Source organism: Tsukamurella asaccharolytica, assembly GCF_007858435.1.
GTDB classification, from domain to species: Bacteria; Actinomycetota; Actinomycetes; order Mycobacteriales; family Mycobacteriaceae; genus Tsukamurella; species Tsukamurella asaccharolytica.
This window is the reverse complement of record NZ_VIGW01000001.1, coordinates 284,568-303,978: the sequence shown is the minus strand read 5'-3', so window position 1 is coordinate 303,978 and position 19,411 is coordinate 284,568. Positions and strand designations below refer to the sequence as shown.

The following is a 19,411-nucleotide window of genomic DNA, read 5'->3' as shown; positions in this document are numbered from 1 at the left end:
GCACAAAGGATTTGATCTTGTGTCCGTGGTCCGCGAGCGTGGATCGACGGATTCGTTCACGATCGCGATAACGGCCAGTTCAGAGCCCACTGGAGCAGGCTGGCTATTGTAAAACCAACACCTACTCGGTCGCGGCGGCAGCGCCGGCGCGACGGCCGAAGAAGCTTCCGTCGCCGAGGCTGGTCCCACTCGCGTAGCCGCCCGCGCACACCCCGGAGGTGCATCGCCCGGCGGCGAAGAGGCCGGGGATCGGCGCCCCGTCGACGTGCAGCACCCGCGCGTGGACGTCGGTGCGCAATCCACCCAGGGTGAAGCCGGCGGTGAATCCGCGCATGTCCCACGCCGCGACGGGTCCCTCGAGCGGCCGGACCCACTGCGGCTTCTTGTGCAGCAGGGGGTCGGCACCCTCGGCGGCGTGCCGGTTGTACGTGTCGACGGTGCCCGTCAGCGCCCCGACCGGCAGGCCCATGTCGGATTCGAGCTCCGCCACGGTCTCCGCCGCCCACGTCGGCGGCTGCCGGAAGAACGGCGTCGAGGTCTCGGTGGCGAGAGCCTCCTCGTGCGCGTCCATGTCCATGACCAGGTAGGCGGCGTTGTCCTGCTGGATCAGCACGGCCTGGCCGATCCGTCCGCCGTAGGTGTCCTCGGCGATGAACCGCTGACCGCGGCCGTTGACCAGAATGCCGCGGGCCATCATCTGCGGGTCGCCGAAGAAGGCGACCTCCGTGGCGTCCATGTGGGCCAGGGCCGCGCCCGCGGCCTGCGCCATGAGGATCCCGGCCCCGTCGTGCTCCTCGATCGCGGCGGCCGGCCGGCCGATCAGCCGCGGCGCGTACGACTCGATCATCGCGGCGTTGTACGCGAAGCTGCCGGTAGCGAGGACCACGCCCCGTCGGGCCCGCACGTGGACGTCCTTGCCGAACCGCCGGGCGACGAGGCCCTCGACGCGCCGGTCCGGACCGGACACCAGAGACTGTGCGCGGACGTCGTACTCGGCGCGCACCCCGAGCTCCTCCGCGGTCTCGACCAGCGGTTTCATCAGCATGTACCCGGCGCCGCGCACGCCGGTCCGCTTGTCGGCCATCTGCGGGACGTGCCCGCGCGGCGCCGGCGTGGCGATCGCGTTGAAGGGGGCGGCGTTCTCGCCGCCGGAGTAGCCGAGGCCCTCGTCGTGCGGCACCTCCCAGCCGGGCTCGCCCCAGAACTCCTCCTTGAAGACCACGCCGCAGCCCGTCAGCCAGTCGTAGTGCTCCGTGCTGCCGTGGGCGTACGCGTGGATCTTCGCCGCGTCGACGCCCGGCCCGAGCGCGGCGGTCATGAAGGCCTCCATGTTCTCGGCGGTGTCCTCAAAGCCGAGCGCGCGTTGGAGTGGGGTGCCGCCCCCGAGGTAGATCCATCCGCCGGAGAGGGCCGCCGCGCCCCCCCACCCGCCGGTGCGGTCGAGCACCAGCACGTCGGCTCCTGCTCGGGCGGCCTCGATCGCGGCGCACACCCCCGCGATGCCGTACCCGGCGATCACTACGTCGGCCTCCAGATCCCAGGTCGGGATGTCGGCGACGGCGACGGGGCGACGACTCTCGGGCATGGCACTCCTCGAACGGTCTCGTAACCGGTGACAACAGCAAGATAGGCGGGTCCGAACCATTGATGTAGCGTTTCGCGCCAGAAAATGAGAACGTGTTCTAGTATCGATCCCAACGGCGGACTTCGGTGTCCGTCGGGGGCTCTCCAGGAGGCGAGGAAAGATGAGCGATCAGAGCGTGGCCGCGGTGCTGGCCGAGGTGGCGGAGCTGCTGCCGACCCTTCGGGACCGGGCGCAGGAGACGGAGGATGCGCGCCGGATCCCGGCGGAATCCATCAAGGAACTGCAGAAGAGCGGCTTCTTCCGTCTGCTGCAGCCCAAGCGCTACGGGGGCTTCGAGGCCGATCCGGTCGAGTTCTACACCGCGGTCAAGATGCTGGCGAGCGCCTGCGGCTCCACCGGCTGGGTCTCCTCGATCCTCGGCATCCATCCGTGGAACGTGGCGCTCTTCGACGACCGCGCGCAGCAGGAGGTGTGGGGCGAGGATCAGGACACGCTGATCTCTTCGTCCTACGCCCCGATGGGTAAGTCGGAGGTGGTCGAGGGCGGCTACCGGCTGTCGGGCAAGTGGAGCTTCTCCTCCGGCTGCGACCACGGCACCTGGGCGCTGCTCGGTGGGCCCGCCTTCAAGGACGGTAAGCCGGTCGATTTCCTGACCTACCTCGTGCCGATCAGCGACTACACGATCAACGACGTGTGGCGCACCGTCGGCCTGCGCGGCACCGGCAGCAACGACATCGTGGTCGAGGACGTCTTCGTCCCGGAGCACCGCGCCCTCAGCTTCCAGCTGGTCAGCAAGTGCAAGGGCCCGGGCCAGGAGGTCAACACCAGCCCGCTCTACAAGCTGCCCTTCGGCTCGGTGCACCCGTCCACGATCACCGCCCCGATCATCGGTATGGCGCAGGGCGCCTACGACGCCCACGTCGAGCACCAGCGCAACCGTGTGCGTGCCGCCTACGCGGGCGAGACGGCGAAGGAGGACCCGTTCGCGATGGTCCGCGTCGCCGAGGCGGGCAGCGAGATCGACGCCGCCTGGCTCCAGCTGATCTCCAACATCAACGAGGAGCACGCGCTGGTCAAGGCCGGCGAGAAGATCCCCTTCAACCTGCGCCTGAAGGTCCGTCGCGACCAGGTGCGCGGCACCGAGCGTGCGATCTTCGCCGTGGACCGCATGTTCGAGAACTCTGGCGGTCGCGCGCTGGCCGAGGGAACGCCGATCCAGCGGTTCTGGCGCGACGCCCACGCGGGCCGCGTGCACGCCGCGAACGATCCCGAGCGTGCCTACAAGATGTTCGGCACCGGCGAGTTCGGTCTGCCCGTGATGGACGGGATGGTCTAGTCGTGACAGGCGCCGATGTGGACGTCCTCAAGGAGGGAAAGTTCGCCACCACCGCAGCCGGTCTCACGTTGCACTATCACGAGGCCGGCGAGGAGAACCGGGCCAACGGCACCGTCGTGCTGCTGCACGGCAGCGGCCCGGGTGTCTCCTCGTGGAGCAACTTCGGGCGCAACATCCCGGTGCTGGCGCAGCGGTTCCACGTGCTGGCCGTCGACCAGCCGGGATTCGGTCGGTCCGACAAGCCGACCGAGCACCCGCAGTACTTCGTGCACAGCGCGACGGCGCTCGCGGGCCTGCTCGACGCGCTCGGCATCACCGAACGCGTGCACCTGGTGGGCAACTCACTCGGCGGCGGCACCTCGGTGCGGTTCGCCCTCGACTTCCCGGAGCGGGCGGGCCGGCTCGTGCTGATGGGCCCGGGCGGGCTCAGCGTGAACACCTTCGCGCCGGACCCCACGGAGGGGCTGCGCACGCTCCAGAAGTTCTATGCAGCGCCCAGCAAGGAGCGGCTGGAGGACTTCCTGCGGATCATGGTCTTCGACCAGAAGATGATCACCCCCGAGCTCATCGAGGAGCGCTTCGAGCTCGCGCTCGATCCCGAGGCGATCGCCGCGTTCAAGGCCATGGGCAAGTCCTTCGCCTCCGCGGACTACGAGAAGGGAATGCTCTGGCGCGACGCCTACACGCTGCGCCAGCCCGTGCTCATGATCTGGGGCCGCGAAGACCGGGTCAACCCGCTCGACGGTGCGCTCCTCGCACTCAAGCAGATCCCGCGCGCCCAACTGCACGTCTTCGGGCAGTGCGGCCACTGGGCGCAGCTGGAGAAGTTCGACGAGTTCAACCGGCTCACGGCCGATTTCCTGGCCGGCTGACAGAGGGATATACGGACATGGCGATCAAGGCGCTCGGGTACATGCGCATCGAGGCCACCGACATGGCGGCCTGGCGCGAGTACGGGCTGAAGGTGCTCGGGATGATGGAGGGGACGGGTAACGACCCCGAGTCGCTCTACCTGCGCATGGACGACTTCGCGGCCCGCCTGGTGATCGTGCCCGGCGAGCGCGACCGTCTCCTGGTCTCCGGCTGGGAGGTCACCGACGCCCTTGGGCTGCAGGAGCTCCGGGACACCCTCACGGCGGCGGGTGTCGCCTTCGAGGAGGGCACCAAGGACGAGAAGGCCGAGCGCCGCGTCGAGGGGCTGATCCGCTTCCAGGACCCGTCGGGGAACACGCTCGAGGCCTTCCACGGGGCGCAGTACCTCGGTTGCCGCTTCGTCAGCCCCTACGGCCACAGGTTCGTGACCGGCGAGCAGGGGCTCGGGCACGTCGTGCTCACCTGCACGGATGACGCTGCGGCGCAGTCCTTCTATCAGGGGGTCCTCGGCTTCCGCCTGCGCGACTCGATGCGCCTTCCCCCGCAGATGGTGGGCCGGCCCGCCGACGGCGATCCGGCGTGGCTGCGCTTCTACGGCTGCAACCCGCGTCATCACGCGCTCGCCTTCCTGCCCCTGCCCAACCCGACGGGGATCGTCCACCTCATGGTGGAGGTGGAGAACTCCGACGACGTCGGCCTGGCCCTCGACCGCGCGAATCGCAAGAAGGTCAAGATGTCCGCCACCCTCGGCCGGCACATCAACGACAAGATGCTGTCCTTCTACATGAAGACGCCGGGCGGCTTCGACATCGAGTTCGGCTGCGAGGGTCTGGAAGTCGAGAACGACGACTGGATCGCGCGGGAGTCCACCGCGGTGAGCCTCTGGGGCCACGACTTCTCCATCGGCTTCAAGGAGCAGTGATGACCGCGGCAGAGGTGGCGGGACCGATCGAACCCATTGAGTACCGCACCGCGATGGGGCACTTCTGCACCGGCGTCACGGTGATCACCGCCGCCGACGAGGAGGGCCCGGCCGGCTTCGCCTGCCAGTCCTTCTCGGCGCTGTCGCTGGATCCCCCCTTGGTCCTGTTCTGCCCGATGAAGACCTCGGGTGCGTGGCGCACCATCGAGCGATCCGGGCGGTTCGCGGTCAACGTGCTCGGCGAGGGTCAGCAGGATGTCAGCTCGGTCTTCGGCTCGCGGCACCCGGACAAGTTCGGGGCGGTCGGGTGGAAGCTCTCCCGCATCGGGTCTCCGCTGCTCGACGGCGCGCTCAGTTGGATCGACTGTGCCGTCGAGACGGTGCACGACGGCGGCGACCACCACATCGTGATCGGGCGGGTGCTCGAGCTCAGCCCGCCGAACGCGGGCCGTCCACTGCTGTTCTACAAGGGCCGGTACACGCAGACGGTGACCGATCCCGGCGAGGCGATCCCGCGCGCCCTGTCGCTGGATTCGTTCCTCACCTGGCCCGTCGGCGACGACTGGATCTGACCTCCGCTCTCGGCACAAGACCGACGACCGACCGTCGGCGCCTCCGCGAAGCGGGTTCACTACCTGGCCACGCCGACTCAGTCGGCGGGGAGCGTCGCGGTGAAATAGCCGATGGTCCCGGAGAGCAGTTCCGCGTCCTCGGGGACAGCGTCCTGGACTCCGTACTTCCGTCCCAGCCCGGCGGGGTTTCCGGCCCGATTCACGACCCACCCGTGCGCGATCAGATCCTCGGCGGGGTCCGCGCGGTCCTCGTCGGCGACGAACAGCGACGTCACGTCGAAATCGCCGAGCGGATTCGCCTCCTGCGAGTACTTGTCGATGATCGCCCGGAAGCCGTCGAGATCGAGCGGGCCGATCTGACCCTCCACCGCGACCCGGCTCCCCGGCACCGAGAGCTCCACGATCCGCTCGAAGAGCAGCGCCTGCGCCGCGGCGGGCAGGTAGGGGAGCAGGCCCTCCACGAGCCACGCCGTGGGGGCCGCCCCGTCGAATCCGGACGACCGCAGCGCGGCCGGCCAGTCCTCGCGCAGGTCGACGGGGACGTGCCGGAGCCCGGCCGCAGGCGTCGCGCCGTGCGCGGCGAGCGTCTCCTCCTTGAACGCCAGGACCTCCGGCTGATCCAGCTCGTAGACGACGGTGCCGGCAGGCAGGTCGATCCGGTAGGCACGGGAATCCAGGCCGGCCGCGAGGATGACCACCTGCCGGACGCCCGCGGCGACGGCGCCCCGGACGAAGTCGTCGAAGTACCGGGTGCGCACGCCGAGGTGGCGGGTCGCGGTCATGGGGTTCCCGGCTCCGTCACCCGCCTCGGCAAGGGCGATGGCGCGGGCATCGCCCGCGGCCTCCAGGAAGACCCGCGCGTACGGGTCGTGGGCGAGCGCGTCGGGACGTTCGTTCTCCACGGCCCGCGCCGCGGCGACCAGGAGTGCGGTGAAGCCCACGCTGGTGGTGATCGTCCAGGTGTCGCCGTCCGTGCGCGTCGTCTCCGTCATACGGGATTCCCTCCGTGAGTAGTTCGTCTACGAAAGTACCGCCTGGGACCGGCAGCCGACAAGAACCTGTTTCAGGAGTGCGTGAGCTCCCGGCGGGAGAGGTGGTGCGCCGGGTCGCCGAACAGCTGCGACGACGAGTGCGCACGCTTGAAGTACAGGTGCGCGTCGTGCTCCCACGTGATGCCGATGCCGCCGTGCAGCTGGATCATCTCCGCCGCCACAGCGCTGAACGCCTCGGAGCAGTACGTCTTCGCCGTCGCGACCGCGAGGGGCGCCCCCGCGTCGCCGCGGTCCAGCGCCTCGCCCGCGGCGAGCGCCGCCGAGCGGGCGGACTCCACCAGGACGAACAGGTCCGCCATCCGGTGCTTGAGCGCCTGGAATGAACCGATCGGCCGGCCGAACTGCACACGGGAGCCCGCGTAGTCGACGGTGATCGCCAGGGCCTGCGCCGCCGCGCCCGCCTGTTCGGCGGCGAGGACCGCGCACGCCCTATCGAGCGCGCGCTGCAGCGCCGCCCCCGCGCCGTCGCCGATCCGGCGGGCCGGCGCACCGTCGACGACGACCTCGGCGAATCGCCGGGTCGGATCCATCGACGGGGTGGGGCGACGGCCCGCGGCACCGCTGTCGACGAGGTACAGCTCCTCCCCGGCGACGACGATCAGGTCGTCCGCGAGGTCGCCGTCGAGGACGAAGCGCGCGGTCCCGGTGAGCGCGCCGCCGGCCGCAGTGATCGGGCGGTCGGCGAAGTCTTCGCCGGCGAAGGCGACCGCGCCGATGCGCTCGCCGCTCGCGAGGCCGGCCAGCAGTTCCGCCTCGCCGGTCTCCGCGAGCAGGGTCGTCGTCAGCACCGCGGAGCCGAGGAAGGGCGACGGGATCAGGTGCCGCCCCAGTTCTTCGGCGACCACCTGGAGCGCGCGCACTCCCGCGCCCACGCCGTCGTGCTCCTCGGGGACGGCCAGCGCGGCGATCCCGACCTGCTCGCACAGCACCGACCACAGGTCGGCGTCGTAGCCCGTGGGGGCCTCGATCGCGGCGCGCAGCGCGGCCGGCGACCAGCGCCGATCGATGACGCTGCGGACCGCGGCCGCCAGATCGTCCAGTTCCGACGTCATCGTGCCGCCTTCCGGATCGCGTCGAGCACCGTCGCGCGATGCTCGGCCTGGGTGCCCCACGCCGACTGCAGCGCCCGGACCTTCGTGATCCACAGGCCCAGGTCGTACTCCGCGGTGTAGCCGATGGCGCCGTGTACCTGCAGCGCCGTCCGCGCCGCCAGGTAGGCCGCGTCCGCGGCCGCGACCCGCGCCGCCGCCACGTCGCGCACGGGATCGAGATCGACTCCCCTCGAGTCGCCTCCGGTGAGCGCCACGGCCGCCCCGCTCAACAGTGGCGCCGCCAGCTCGAGTCGGGTCGCGACGTCGGCGAGCAGGTGCTTGATCGCCTGGTACTCGCCGATCGCCTTCCCGTACTGAGCGCGCGCCTTCGCGTACTCGACGGTGTCGTCCAGCAGGCGTCGTCCCGCGCCGAGCAACTGCCCCGCCACCGCGAACGCCCCGGCCCCCTCCGCCGATTGAACGATGTTTTGGAGAGTCCCACCTGGGGTTTCTTCCTCCGAAACGTCGTTCAATTCCACGGGGAAGAGGCGCCGGGTCCGGTCGACGGACCCGAGCGGGCCCGACGACGGTGCGCCGGCCTCGGCTACGGCGCCGTCGGAACCGACGACGAAGCGCAGGTCGGCGGCGTCGGCGTCCAGCAGGAACGGGGTGCGGGGCGGCAGGGCGACGGTGCCGATCGCCCCCTCCGCGAGGGCCCGCAGCGGTGCGGCCTCGCCGAGTAGGGCGGGCAGCACCGCGATCGACTCCACGACCGGCCCGGGCACGCCGTGGTAGCCCAGTGCCTGGAAGGCGACAGCCAGGTCCACGGCGTCGCCGCCGACGCCGCCGTGCTCCTCGGCGATAGCGAGGCCGGTCACCCCGAGGTCGGCGAGCGCCGCCCAGACCTTCCGGCCGGGCCCGCTGTCACCGTCGGCCCACGCGCGTGCGGCGGCCACGACGCCGGCACCCGAGAGCAGATCGTCGAGCGACTCCGCGAAGGCCTCGTTCTCCTGCGACGGTGCGAATCTCATCGGGCTCCCCGGGGTAGGCCGAGGAGACGCTCGGCGATGGTGTTGCGCTGGATCTGGTCGGTGCCGCCGTAGATGGGACCCGCCAGCGAGAACAGGTAGCCGGCCGGCCAGCGGCCCGCGTCGGGTGCGTCGCCGCCGGTGAGCTCGGCCCGGGGGCCGAGCAGGTCGAGGGCCGTCTCGTGGAGCTCCACATCAAGATGGCTCCAGAACAGCTTGTTCACACTGGATTCCGGCCCGAGCTCGCCGCCGTCCTGAAGGCGGGTGACGGTGCCGAAGGTGTACAGCTGGTAGGCGCGGGCGCCGATCCAGGCGTCGGCGACGCGCTGCGCGGCGGCGGTCGCGGTGTCACCGTCCTCGCGCTCCCACAGCTCGACGAGGGCGTCGGCGGCCGAGAGGAACCGGCCGGGGCTGCGGAGCGAGAGCCCGCGCTCGTTGTTGGCCGTCGTCATCGCTACGCGCCAGCCCTGGCCGGGCTCGCCGATCACGTCGGCGTCGGGCACGAACACCTCGTCGAGGAAGATCTCCGCGAAACCGGGCTCGCCGTCGAGCTGCGGGATGGGGCGCACCGTGACTCCGGGCGCACGCAGGTCGAACATCAGGTAGGTCAGGCCGCGATGCCGCTCCGACCCCGGCTCGCTGCGGAACAGGCCGAAGGCCCCATCGGCGTAGGCGGCGCGGGAGCTCCAGGTCTTCTGGCCGGAGAGCCGCCAGCCGCCCTCGACGCGGGTCGCGGTCGAGCGCAGCGAGGCGATGTCGCTGCCCGCCTCCGGTTCGGACCAGGCCTGCGCCCACACCCGCTCCGAGCGCGCCATCGCGGGCAGGATCCGCTCGCGCTGCTCGTCGGTACCGTGGCTGAAGAGCGTGGGCGCCAGCATGAACAGGCCGTTCTGGTTCACGCGCAGCGGCGCGCCGGCGGCGTAGTACTCCTCCTCGAACACGACCCACTGGAGCAGCGTCGCGTCGCGGCCGCCGAACTCCGCGGGCCACGAGACCGCGGCGAGGCCGGCGTCGGCGAGCTCCGCCTCCCACGCGCGGTGCGCGGCGAAGCCCTCGGCGGTGTCGAACGAGGGGAGGGGCTCGGCCGGTACGTTCGCCGTCAGCCAGGCGCGCACCTCGTCGCGGAAGGCCACTGTCGCGTCGTCGAACTCGAGGTCCACTACTCCGCCTTCCGCGTGGCGCCACCGTCGGTCGCGCTCCGCGCTCCGGACGCCATGGACTTGGCGCTCTGCCCGCCCAGGGAGTCGCCGCCGGAGACCTCGGCGTTGTGCGCGTGCGCGAAATGGTGCAAGCCGAAGACCGAGTCCATGCCCGCCCGCAGACCCATGAGGTCCTCGCACTGGTTGACGGCCTTCTTGGTCAGCGCCAGGCCGAAACTCGGCATCTCCGCGATCCGCTCGGCCAGTGCGAGGGTCTGCTCCTCGAGCTCGTTGCGCGGCACCACGCGGTTGACCATGCCCCACTCCTGAGCCTGCTGTGCCGAGAAGCGGTCGCCCGTGAACAGGAACTCCTTGGCCGCACGCGGACCCATCACCCACGGGTGCGCGAAGTATTCGACACCGGGAATGCCCATGCGCACCACTGGGTCCGAGAAGAAGGCATCGTCCGAGGCGACGATGAGGTCGCAGCTCCACGCCAGCATCAGGGCTCCGGCGATACAGGCGCCCTGCACCGATGCGATCACCGGCTTCGGGATCTCCCGCCATCGGCGGCACATGCCGAGGTACACCTCGGACTCGCGGGCGAAGCGCTGGTCGCCGCCCTCACGTCCCACGTGGTCCCACCAGAGGACGGCCTTGTTCTCGAAGTGCTGATCCACGTCCCGGCCCGGGGTGCCGATGTCGTGACCGGCGGAGAAGTGCTTTCCGTTGCCCGCCAGCACGATCACTTTGACCGTTGGATCCTCCACGGCGCGCACGAAGGCGGCGTCGAGAGCGTAGGTCATCGCCGAGTTCTGCGCGTTGCGGTATTCGGGCCGGTTCATGGTGACCACGGCAACGGGGCCGCGGACCTCGTAGGTCACCACCTCCGCCTCGGGTGTCGCGTCGGACGCGGGCGTGGTGTCTGTCATCGTTTCTCTCCTGCTGCAGGGTCGGGCTCGCCGCGCAGGACGCGCTTGAGCACCTTTCCGGTCGCGTTGCGCGGTAGCTCGCTCACGAAATCGACGCTCCGGGGGACTTTGAAATTGGCCAGGAACTCCCGGCAGTGCTCGATCACGGCGTCCTCGGTCAGGTCGTAGCCGGCTTTGAGTACGACGAAGGCCTTGCCGACCTCGCCGAGGCGAGGCTCGGTCACCCCGACCACGGCGCTCTCCGCGACGCCGGGGATCCGCGCGATCACCTGCTCGATCTCCGCGGGGTAGACGTTGAAGCCGCCATTGGTGAACATGTCCTTGATGCGGTCGGTGATCCGCAGGTTCCCGGCCTCGTCCATCGATCCGGCATCGCCGGTGTGGAACCATCCGTCGGAGTCGAAGGCCTTGGCCGTCGCCTCGGGATCCTCGAAGTACTCGGCGATCACGTTGGGTCCGCGCACCAGGATCTCGCCGTCGTCCGCGATCCGCACCTCCATGTCGCGCACAGCGCGCCCGGAGGTCGTGGCGATCACCTCGGGGTCGTCCTCCGCCCGGCACATCGTGACGACAGGGGCCTCCGACAGGCCGTAGGCGGTGAGCACCCGTTCGTACAGTTCGGCCCGCATCCTCTCGATCAGGACGACGGGGATCGTCGCGGCCCCGGTGGTCGCGGCGCGCAGGCTCGACAGGTCGTACCGGCCGCGATCCGGGTGGTCGAGCATCATCTGATGCACCGTGGGCACCCCGGGGAGGACGGAGATCCGTTCCCGCTGGATGAGCTCGAAGGTCTGGATCACGTCGAAGGTCTGCGCCGGATGGATCGTGGCGCCGGACTGGAGGGCCGCCAGGATCCCGGCTTTGAAGCCGAAGATGTGGAAGAACGGACTCAGGATCAGGTAGCGGTCCGCCTCGGTGAGACCCACCAGCTCGGCCCAGTTGGCGGCGTTCGCGAGGGTCTGGGCGTGGGTGCTCATCGCGCCCTTGCTGCGGCCGGAGGTGCCGGAGGTGAAGAAGATGTCCGACGGGTCGTCGGGCGTCACCGCGGCGGCCGCCCCGTCGAGCTCGGCGTCGGTGATCCGCGCGCCACGCGCAGCGACCCCGTCCCACTCCGGCAGGCGAAGAACCGAGACGATCTCGGGCGGCAGGCCGCCGGCGGTCTCGACGACGAGCTCGAGCCGGTCGATGCCGAGGAACGGGCCGGCCACGACGAAGGCCCGCGTGCGGGTCCGCACGAGCAGGTCGACGATCTCGGGGCCGGTGTATCGGGTGTTCACGGGGACGAGGACGGCGCCGAGGTAGGCGGCGGCGAGCGCCGCCTCGATCCACTCGTGCCCGTTCGGCGCGCAGATGGCGACCCTGTCGCCCCGGCGGATTCCCTCCGCGAGCAGCGCTCGGGCGACATCGCGGGCGCGGTCGTGCAGGTCGGCGTAGCTGATCCGCAGATCGCCGTCGACCACGGCGAGGTGCTCGCCGAACCGGTCCGCGCCGTCGCGCAGAGCCGCTGCGATGGTGCGTGACATGCGCAAACCCTTCCGCCTAGCAAGTGCTTGGTAGAACACGTTACAGTGCGAGTCGAGTCTGTGTAACCTGATTCCACCAAGCAATTGCTTGGTGGAATGGCGAAGGGAGTGCCGTGGCCACGGCGAGCGGCGAGACGGACGCGGAATTCCGGGCGCGGATCCGCGACTGGCTCGAGACCAACCTGTCCGGCGAGTTCGCCGGGCTCCGTGGCGCTGGCGGCCCCGGGCGCGAGCACGAGTTCTTCGACGAACGGATCGCCTGGGAGCGGCACCTGGCCGCCGCCGGACTGAACTGCATCGGCTGGCCGGCGGAGAACGGCGGCGGCGGGGCCGGCATCGCGCAGCAGGTGATCTTTCACGAGGAGTACGCCCGCGCCGGCGCGCCGGCGAAGGTTTCGCACCTCGGCCAGGAGCTGCTCGGCCCCACTCTCATCGCGTTCGGCACCGACAAGCAGAAGGCACGCTTCCTGCCTCCCATCCGCGACGTCCGCGAGCTGTGGTGCCAGGGCTACTCCGAACCCGGCGCCGGCTCGGACCTCGCGAACGTCAGCACCACGGCGCGCCTCGAGGGCGACGACTGGGTCATCTCCGGGCAGAAGGTCTGGACCTCCCTCGCGCACGTCGCCGACTGGTGCTTCGTGGTAGCCCGCACCGAGCCCGGCTCCGCACGGCACAAGGGCCTGTCGTACCTGCTCGTCCCCATGGACCAGCCGGGCGTCGAAGTCCGGCCGATCGTGCAGCTCACCGGCACCTCGGAGTTCAACGAGGTGTTCTTCGACGGTGCCCGCACCTCCGCCGCCAACGTGGTCGGGGAGCCCGGCGAGGGCTGGCGGGTCGCCATGGGGACACTCGCCTTCGAGCGCGGCGTCGCCACCCTCGGCCAGCAGATCGGCTTCCGCCGCGAACTGCAGACCCTTACCGACCTCGCCCTCGATACCGGCGCGGCCGACCGCCCCGAGGTGGCCGACGCGCTTCGACGCGCGTGGACCGAACTCGACGTCATGCGGGCACACGCCCTCCGCACGCTCGGCTCCGCCGAGACCGGCACTGCGGAGGTCGCGAAGCTGCTGTGGGCCAACTGGCATCGCCGGCTCGGCGAGATCGCGATGACGGTGCGCGGCGCCGCCGGCCTGCTCGCCGACAGTCCCGGATCGGGCGCCTCCGGCACCGTTGAACTCGACGACTGGCAGCGCCTCTACCTGTTCACCCGAGCCGACACGATCTACGGCGGCTCCAATGAGATCCAGCGCAACATCATCGCCGAGCGCGTGCTCGGCCTGCCGAGAGAGGCCCGCCCGTGAGCGCCATACCCGCACCCTCGTACCCACAGGGACGCAACCTCGTCGACGACAAGGTCGTCGTCGTGACGGCCGCCGCCGGCACCGGCATCGGCTCCGCGACCGCGCGGCGCTGCCTCGAGGAGGGCGCCCGCGTGGTGATCTCCGACTGGCACGAGCGGCGCCTGGGGGAGAAGCGGGACGAGCTCGCCGCGGAGTTCGGCGACCGGGTGTACGCGATCACCTGCGACGTCACCGTCGAGGAGCAGGTTCAGGCCCTGCTCGACGGTGCCGCCGAGCGCTACGGGCGAATCGATGTGCTGGTCAACAACGCCGGTCTCGGCGGCAGCGTCGCCGTGCAGGACATGACCGACGAGCAGTGGTCCCGCGTGCTCGACGTGACCCTCACCGGCACCTTCCGTGCCACCCGCGCCGTCATCAACCGATTCATCGCGCAGGGTGGCGGCGGTGTGATCGTCAACAACGCCTCGGTGATCGGCTGGCGCGCGCAGGCGGAACAGGCGCATTACGCCGCCGCCAAGGCGGGTGTCATGGCGCTCACGCGCTGTTCTGCCGTCGACGCGGCACCGCACGGCGTGCGGATCAACGCCGTCTCGCCGAGCATCGCCATGCACGCCTTCCTGGCGAAGGTCACCTCCGACGAACTCCTCGACGAGCTCTCGCGCCGCGAGGTCTTCGGCCGGGCCGCCGAGCCCTGGGAGGTCGCGAACGTGATCGTCTTCCTGGCCTCCGACTACAGTTCCTATATGACCGGAGAGGTGGTCTCGGTGAGCAGTCAGCATGCCTAAGCCGGACCCGTCCGCGCGCCGCGCGGAGGTCCTCGCCCTGAGCGCGAAGCTGTTCGCCGAGAACGGCTACCGTGCGACGACGGTGCGCGACATCGCCGACGCCGCGGGCATCCTCTCGGGGAGTCTCTACCACCACTTCGACTCCAAGGAGTCGATGCTCGACGAGGTCCTGCAGGACTTCCTCGACCGGCTCTTCGGCGAGTATCGCGCCGTCCTCGCCGCGGCCGACGGGCCGCGGGACCAGCTGCGCGGCTGCGTCATCGCCTCGTTCGCCGCGATCGACGCGAGCCCCGACGCCGTCGCGATCTACCAGGCGGAGGCGCGCGGACTCGCCCAGCAGACGCGTTTCGGCTACCTCGCCGACTTCGTGCAGGAGTTCCGTTCCATGTGGCGCGGCATCATCACGCGCGGCATCGAATCCGGCGACTTCCGTGCGGATCTCGACGTGGACGTCACCTATCGCTTTCTCCGCGACACCGTCTGGGTCGCGGTCCGGTGGTACCGGCCCGGCGGGCAACTGTCCGTCGACACGGTCGCCGATCAGTACCTCACGATCCTCGAGCACGGGATCGCCAGCCCCCAGAAGGAGCATCCATGACCGACCTCGCCCCCGGCGCCTACATCCTCGACGCCGTCCGCACACCGACCGGCAAGCGCGGCGGTTCCCTGTCGACGGTGCACTCCGCCGACCTCGGCGCGCACGTCCTGCGCGCCTCGGTCCAGCGATCCGGCGTCGACCCGGAACTCGTCGACGACGTGATCATGGGCTGTTGCGACACGATCGGCCCGCAGTCGGGCAACATCGCCCGCACGTCCTGGCTCGCCGCCGGCCTGCCGGAGCAGGTCCCCGGAGTCACCGTCGATCGGCAATGCGGCTCGAGCCAGCAATCCGTCCACTTCGCGGCGCAAGCCATCCTCTCCGGCACCGCGGATGCGGTCGTCGCCGCCGGCGTGCAGAACATGAGCGCGATTCCGATCAGCGCCGCCATGCTGGCCGGCCGTGAGTACGGCTTCGACGACCCGTTCTCCGGCTCGGTAGGCTGGCGCGAGCGCTACGGCGACGTCGAGGTCTCCCAGTTCACGAGCGCCGACATGATCGCCGCCAAGTGGGGCGTCTCCCGCGCCCGGATGGAGGAGTTCGCGCTCGCGAGCCACGAACGGGCGATCGCCGCGATCGACGAGGGCCGGTTCGAGGCCGAGATCGCACCGGTGGAGGACTTCGCTGTCGACGAGACGCCCCGGCGCGGTACGACTCTGGAGAAGATGGCCGGACTCGCCCCGCTCGCCGAGGGCTCCGCCATCACCGCCGCCGTCGCCAGCCAGATCGCCGACGGCGCGGCCGCGGTCATGCTGGCGTCGGCGGACTTCGTGCAGCGCCACGGGCTGCGGCCCCGGGCGCGTGTCCATCACATCTCCGTACGCGCCGCGGACCCGGTGTGGATGCTCACAGGCCCGATTCCCGCGACGCAGTACGCCCTGCAGAAGACGGGGCTGACGGTCGCCGACATCGACCTGTTCGAGTGCAACGAGGCATTCGCCTCGGTGCCGCTCGCGTGGATGGACGAGCTGGGATTCCCGCACGAGAAGGTCAATGTCAACGGCGGTGGCATCGCCCTCGGGCATCCGCTAGGCGCCACGGGGGCCAAGCTGATGACGACCCTGCTGCACGAACTCGAGCGACGCGGCGGCCGCTACGGCCTGCAGACGATGTGCGAGGGCGGGGGCACCGCCAACGTCACGATCATCGAGCGGATCTGACAGGTGGGTCGTCGCGGCGGCCCGTGCGGATCACGCGCGCAATCGGGCGAGTTCGTCGATCCGTGACTCCGCGTCGGCGACGATCCGCTCGATCAGGTCGGCCACGCTCGGCAGGTCGTCGATGATTCCGGCCACTTGGCCCGAGGCGAGGACGCCTGCGTCGGTGTTGCCCTCAACGAGGCCGGCGCGCAGCAGCATCGGCGTGTTCGCCGACATCATGAGCTGACTCCACGTGCGGTCGCCGCCCTTCTTCATGGCCAGTCCCTCGCTCACGAGGCCCTTCCAGGACACCCCCGTGAGCGCCTGGAAGCGGACGGTGTTCACCGCCGCGTGGGCTAGCGTCGCCACACCGTGGGAGCGTTCCAGCGCGTCCACCAGCGCGGTGCGCAGGACGCGGTGCGGCATCCCGTCGACCTTGGTGGTGACCACCGTGTCGCCGAGGCCGCGCTGCAGGTACTCCGCCTTCACGGAGTCGGGGACCCGACTGTCGCGGGTGAGCAGGAAGCGGGTGCCCATGGCGACCCCCGACGCGCCGTAGGCGAGCGCCGCAGCGAGGCCGCGACCGTCGAAGAAGCCACCCGCGGCGACGACGGGGATGTCCACGGCGTCGAGCACCGAGGGCAGCAGCAGCGTGGTGGCGACCCCGCCGGTGTGGCCGCCGCCCTCGCCGCCCTGCACGATCACGGCGTCCGCGCCCCACGAGGCGACCTTCTCCGCATGCCGTGCCGCACCGACCGACGGGATCACCACGAGTCCGGCGTCCTTGAGCTTGGCGATCATGTCCGGCTTCGGTGCAAGCGCGAACGAAGCGACCTTCACTCCCTCGCGGATGAGCAGGTCCACGCGCTGTTGCGCGTCCTCCGCGTCGGCCCGCAGGTTCACTCCGAAGGGCTTGTCGGTCCGCTCCTTGGTCCTGCGGATCGCCGCCTCGAGTTCGGGGTAGGTCATCGTGGCGGAGGCCAGGATCCCCAGGCCGCCCGCGTTCGCGGTGGCCGCCGTCAGGTGGGCGCCGGACACCCAGCCCATGCCGGTCTGAACGACGGGGTGCTCCACCCCGACGAGCTCGGTGAAGCGGGTCCGCAGGGTCATGCCGGTACTTCCTTGCTGCGCAGGTTCTTCGGATCGACCACCGTGCGGATCAGGTCGAGCTCCTCGGGGTCGGGCACCCGGGTCTCGGGCACACCGGTGCCGGCCAGGACGAAGCCGGTGGCCTCGCGGACCTGGTCCTCGGTGACGCCCGGGTGCACGGACAGGAGCCTCATCGCGCCGTCGTCGCCGAAGCCGAGCACGGCGAGATCGGTGACCACGCGATGGATGTCGTGGAACCGCGAGGCCGACGGTCCCGCCGCAGCGGCGCGGTCGTAGCCGACGCCGCTGACCACGTCGACCGACTCCACGAAGACGCGCGTGGAGTGCTTCGGGATCCAGTACGACGTCCGGTTGTTCACGGTGTTCCCGGGCCCGCCGCGCACGCCCAGTAACTGGCGCGTCGGTGCGCGGTGCTCACCGATCGCGGAGATGTTCTGGTTGCCGTACCGGTCGATCTGGCTGGCGCCCATGATCACGTGACGCTTGCCGTTCGGAACCACCACGTCGAGCACCTTCTTGAAGGGCTGCCACCCCTCGATGCCCGCGGACGGGTTCGCGGCGTCGGCGACGAGGTAGGCCTCGCCGTCGGAGAGCAGGAGATCGGGGGCGCTCGTGAGGCGGGCGAGGCGCCCGCCCAGCGACGGGATCAGGCCCATCGGGCTCGCGGTGATCTCGCCGTCGCCGCGGAACAGGTCGGCGATCGCGGTCACGCAGACCTCGGCGCGGGTGATGTCTGTCATTTGGTCGTCTCCTCCGCCGCCCACGCGGCCACTTCAGCCTGGTAGTGCGCCTCGTCGCCGGAGAGGAAGCGCTGCTCGAACGCGGCCCACGCCGCAGGGTCCTTTGCGCTCGCGGCGTAGTAGCGCTGGAACTTCTCGTCGCGCCCGTAGTCGGGCGCGGCGGTGGTGAAGTGCGCGCCGTTCGGCGTCTCCACCACGCCGGTCACGGCGCTGCGGTTGATGAGCAGCGACTGCACGGGTCCGCCCGCTGCCAACTCCTCGGTCGAGACGATCCGCTCGCACGAGACGTAGCAGCGATCGGCGGCGAGGGCGAAGTCGTCGTCGAAGTACGGATCGGGTCCCAGGTACTGGGCGTTGCCACGCGCGTCGGCGCGGTTCAGGTGGACCAGTGCGGCGTCGAGGCGCAGCGCCGGCACGGCCACCAGCTCCTCGCCGTCGGCGTAGGGCGAGGCGACGGTGCGCAGGTCGGGATTGACGTCCATCACCGTCGAACCGAGGCCCGCGCGGATCGGCAGGAAGGGCAGGCGCTGCACCGCGGCCTTGAGGCCCGCGGCGAACATGCCCTCGTCCCACTCGGCGACCTCGATGGCGCCGGATTGCCGGGCGCGCGCGAAGTTCGGGTCGATGGGCACGGTGTCCAGGGTGACGAAGCCGAAGACGAGCTTACGGATCTTCCCCGCCGCGGCCAGCAGGCCGACATCGGGCCCGCCGTAGGAGACCACGGTGAGGTCCTTCAGGTCCGAACGCAGGATCGCGCGCACCAGGGCCATCGGCTTGCGCCGCGAGCCCCACCCGCCGATGCCCAGCGTCATGCCGTCCTCGAGTTCGGCGACCACCTGCTCGGCGGTCATGATCTTGTCGGTCATGCGTTCTCCTGTGCTGCGTCGTCGGATACGGGTCGCTCGCTCGCTCCGCTCCCGGCGCTGGACGCGTCACCGACGGTGCGGCCGGTGGCGACGAACTCCCGCCGGTGCTCGTCCGAGTAGCCCGCGAGGTTGAGTTCGAAGGTGAAGCCCTGCTCGAACCGGTAACTCGTGTGGACGTTCACCGGGTCGATCCCGTTGATCGCCTCCTTGGCTTTGCGGATCACGCGGGTGTCCTTGGCGGCGATGGCCCGCGCCACCTCCAGCGCGGCGTCGTCGAGCTCGGCGCGCGGCACCACGCGGTACACGGATCCGAAGTGGTGCAACTGCTGAGCGGTCACCGTGCCGGCCGTGAAGTACAGCGTGCGCATGAGGTGCTGTGGCACTAGTCGGGCGAGGTGGGTGGCGGCGCCCAGCGCCCCGCGGTCCACCTCGGGCAGGCCGAAGGTCGCGTCGTCGGACGCGACGACCACGTCCGCATTGCCGACGAGGCCGATACCGCCGCCCAGGCAGAAGCCGTTCACCGCGACGATCACGGGCACGGCGCAGTCGTACACCGCGGAGAAGGCCGCGGCGCATCCCTGATTGGCGCCGATGAGCGCGCCGTAGCCGTCGCCGGCTGCCTGCGCGGCGTCGATCTCCTTGATGTCGACGCCGGCGTTGAAGCCCCGGCCGGCCGCGCGCACCACGACGACGTGGCACGAGGGGTCGCGGCCGGCCTCCGCGATCGCGTTCGCGAGGTCGAACCAGCCCTGCACGGTGAGTGCGTTGACGGGCGGCGCGTCGACGGTGACCATGTGGATCCCGGGCTCGTCAACGGTAGTAGTGATCGGTGAAGGCACACCGACTCCTTCGAGGTAGACAGGTAGAACGTGATCTAAA

General features: G+C 70.5%; 19 protein-coding genes. 8 read left to right on the top strand and 11 right to left on the bottom strand.

Features of this window, described 5'->3' with window-relative positions; translation table 11 throughout:
• Positions 1-121: 121 nt before the first annotated feature.
• Positions 122-1,585 (bottom strand): FAD-dependent oxidoreductase, encoded by a 1,464-nt coding sequence (locus FK529_RS01425; protein ID WP_146558883.1) that lies wholly within the window; start codon positions 1,583-1,585, stop codon positions 122-124.
• Between the two features lie 160 nt (positions 1,586-1,745).
• On the opposite strand from FK529_RS01425, the gene hsaA reads away from it, so the two are divergent.
• Genes hsaA through hsaB form a run of 4 tightly spaced genes read left to right on the top strand, consistent with a single transcriptional unit; the run spans position 1,746 to position 5,288 of the window.
• Positions 1,746-2,921 (top strand): 3-hydroxy-9,10-secoandrosta-1,3,5(10)-triene-9,17-dione monooxygenase oxygenase subunit, encoded by a 1,176-nt coding sequence (gene hsaA, locus FK529_RS01420; protein WP_146558880.1) that lies wholly within the window; start codon positions 1,746-1,748, stop codon positions 2,919-2,921.
• Between the two features lie 2 nt (positions 2,922-2,923).
• Positions 2,924-3,793: a 4,5:9,10-diseco-3-hydroxy-5,9,17-trioxoandrosta-1(10),2-diene-4-oate hydrolase gene (gene hsaD, locus FK529_RS01415; RefSeq protein ID WP_146558878.1), complete on the top strand. Its 870-nt coding sequence runs from the start codon at positions 2,924-2,926 to the stop codon at positions 3,791-3,793.
• A 17-nt stretch (positions 3,794-3,810) separates the two neighbouring features.
• Positions 3,811-4,716 (top strand): iron-dependent extradiol dioxygenase HsaC, encoded by a 906-nt coding sequence (gene hsaC, locus FK529_RS01410; protein WP_146558876.1) that lies wholly within the window; start codon positions 3,811-3,813, stop codon positions 4,714-4,716.
• Positions 4,716-5,288 (top strand): 3-hydroxy-9,10-secoandrosta-1,3,5(10)-triene-9,17-dione monooxygenase reductase subunit, encoded by a 573-nt coding sequence (gene hsaB, locus FK529_RS01405; RefSeq protein ID WP_146558874.1) that lies wholly within the window; start codon positions 4,716-4,718, stop codon positions 5,286-5,288. The genes hsaC and hsaB overlap by 1 nt, the downstream gene beginning before the upstream one ends.
• A 77-nt stretch (positions 5,289-5,365) precedes the next feature.
• Here the strand turns inward: hsaB and FK529_RS01400 are convergent, their stop codons facing one another.
• The 6 genes from FK529_RS01400 to FK529_RS01375 all read right to left on the bottom strand — a co-directional run bounded on the left by FK529_RS01400 (position 5,366) and on the right by FK529_RS01375 (position 11,993).
• A complete protein-coding gene (locus FK529_RS01400) occupies positions 5,366-6,280 on the bottom strand; it encodes an SAM-dependent methyltransferase (protein WP_146558873.1) in 915 nt (304 codons plus the stop codon).
• A 71-nt stretch (positions 6,281-6,351) separates the two neighbouring features.
• Entirely contained in the window at positions 6,352-7,392 is a 1,041-nt protein-coding gene (locus FK529_RS01395) for an acyl-CoA dehydrogenase family protein (protein ID WP_146558871.1), read from the bottom strand.
• Positions 7,389-8,402, bottom strand: a complete 1,014-nt coding sequence (locus FK529_RS01390; RefSeq protein WP_146558869.1) for an acyl-CoA dehydrogenase family protein — start codon at positions 8,400-8,402, stop codon at positions 7,389-7,391. Before FK529_RS01390 ends, FK529_RS01395 begins: the two co-directional genes overlap by 4 nt.
• A complete protein-coding gene (locus FK529_RS01385; protein WP_146558867.1) occupies positions 8,399-9,559 on the bottom strand; it encodes an acyl-CoA dehydrogenase family protein in 1,161 nt (386 codons plus the stop codon). Before FK529_RS01385 ends, FK529_RS01390 begins: the two co-directional genes overlap by 4 nt.
• A complete protein-coding gene (locus FK529_RS01380) occupies positions 9,559-10,470 on the bottom strand; it encodes an enoyl-CoA hydratase (protein ID WP_193559646.1) in 912 nt (303 codons plus the stop codon). Before FK529_RS01380 ends, FK529_RS01385 begins: the two co-directional genes overlap by 1 nt.
• A complete protein-coding gene (locus FK529_RS01375; RefSeq protein ID WP_146558865.1) occupies positions 10,467-11,993 on the bottom strand; it encodes a FadD3 family acyl-CoA ligase in 1,527 nt (508 codons plus the stop codon). The genes FK529_RS01380 and FK529_RS01375 overlap by 4 nt, the downstream gene beginning before the upstream one ends.
• Positions 11,994-12,106: 113 nt before the next feature.
• Between FK529_RS01375 and FK529_RS01370 the strand changes: the two genes are divergently transcribed.
• Genes FK529_RS01370 through FK529_RS01355 form a run of 4 tightly spaced genes read left to right on the top strand, consistent with a single transcriptional unit; the run spans position 12,107 to position 15,837 of the window.
• Positions 12,107-13,294 (top strand): acyl-CoA dehydrogenase family protein, encoded by a 1,188-nt coding sequence (locus FK529_RS01370; RefSeq protein ID WP_146558863.1) that lies wholly within the window; start codon positions 12,107-12,109, stop codon positions 13,292-13,294.
• Entirely contained in the window at positions 13,291-14,079 is a 789-nt protein-coding gene (locus tag FK529_RS01365) for an SDR family oxidoreductase (RefSeq protein WP_193559645.1), read from the top strand. The genes FK529_RS01370 and FK529_RS01365 overlap by 4 nt, the downstream gene beginning before the upstream one ends.
• A complete protein-coding gene (locus FK529_RS01360) occupies positions 14,072-14,677 on the top strand; it encodes a TetR/AcrR family transcriptional regulator (protein WP_146558861.1) in 606 nt (201 codons plus the stop codon). The genes FK529_RS01365 and FK529_RS01360 overlap by 8 nt, the downstream gene beginning before the upstream one ends.
• Complete coding sequence (locus tag FK529_RS01355; protein WP_146558859.1) at positions 14,674-15,837, top strand: acetyl-CoA C-acetyltransferase; 1,164 nt, start codon at positions 14,674-14,676, stop codon at positions 15,835-15,837. The genes FK529_RS01360 and FK529_RS01355 overlap by 4 nt, the downstream gene beginning before the upstream one ends.
• Positions 15,838-15,867: 30 nt before the next feature.
• Here FK529_RS01355 and FK529_RS01350 read toward each other — a convergent pair whose 3' ends face one another.
• The 4 genes from FK529_RS01350 to FK529_RS01335 are packed head-to-tail and all read right to left on the bottom strand — an operon-like array spanning position 15,868 to position 19,371.
• On the bottom strand, positions 15,868-16,926 hold the full coding sequence (locus FK529_RS01350) for an NAD(P)H-dependent flavin oxidoreductase (RefSeq protein ID WP_146558857.1): 1,059 nt from the start codon (positions 16,924-16,926) through the stop codon (positions 15,868-15,870).
• Positions 16,923-17,666 carry a CoA-transferase subunit beta gene (locus tag FK529_RS01345; RefSeq protein WP_146558855.1) on the bottom strand — a complete coding sequence of 248 codons (744 nt, stop codon included), beginning with the start codon at positions 17,664-17,666 and terminating at the stop codon, positions 16,923-16,925. Before FK529_RS01345 ends, FK529_RS01350 begins: the two co-directional genes overlap by 4 nt.
• Positions 17,663-18,532: a CoA transferase subunit A gene (locus FK529_RS01340; protein ID WP_146558853.1), complete on the bottom strand. Its 870-nt coding sequence runs from the start codon at positions 18,530-18,532 to the stop codon at positions 17,663-17,665. Before FK529_RS01340 ends, FK529_RS01345 begins: the two co-directional genes overlap by 4 nt.
• Positions 18,529-19,371: an enoyl-CoA hydratase family protein gene (locus FK529_RS01335; protein WP_146558851.1), complete on the bottom strand. Its 843-nt coding sequence runs from the start codon at positions 19,369-19,371 to the stop codon at positions 18,529-18,531. The genes FK529_RS01340 and FK529_RS01335 overlap by 4 nt, the downstream gene beginning before the upstream one ends.
• Positions 19,372-19,411: the final 40 nt, after the last annotated feature.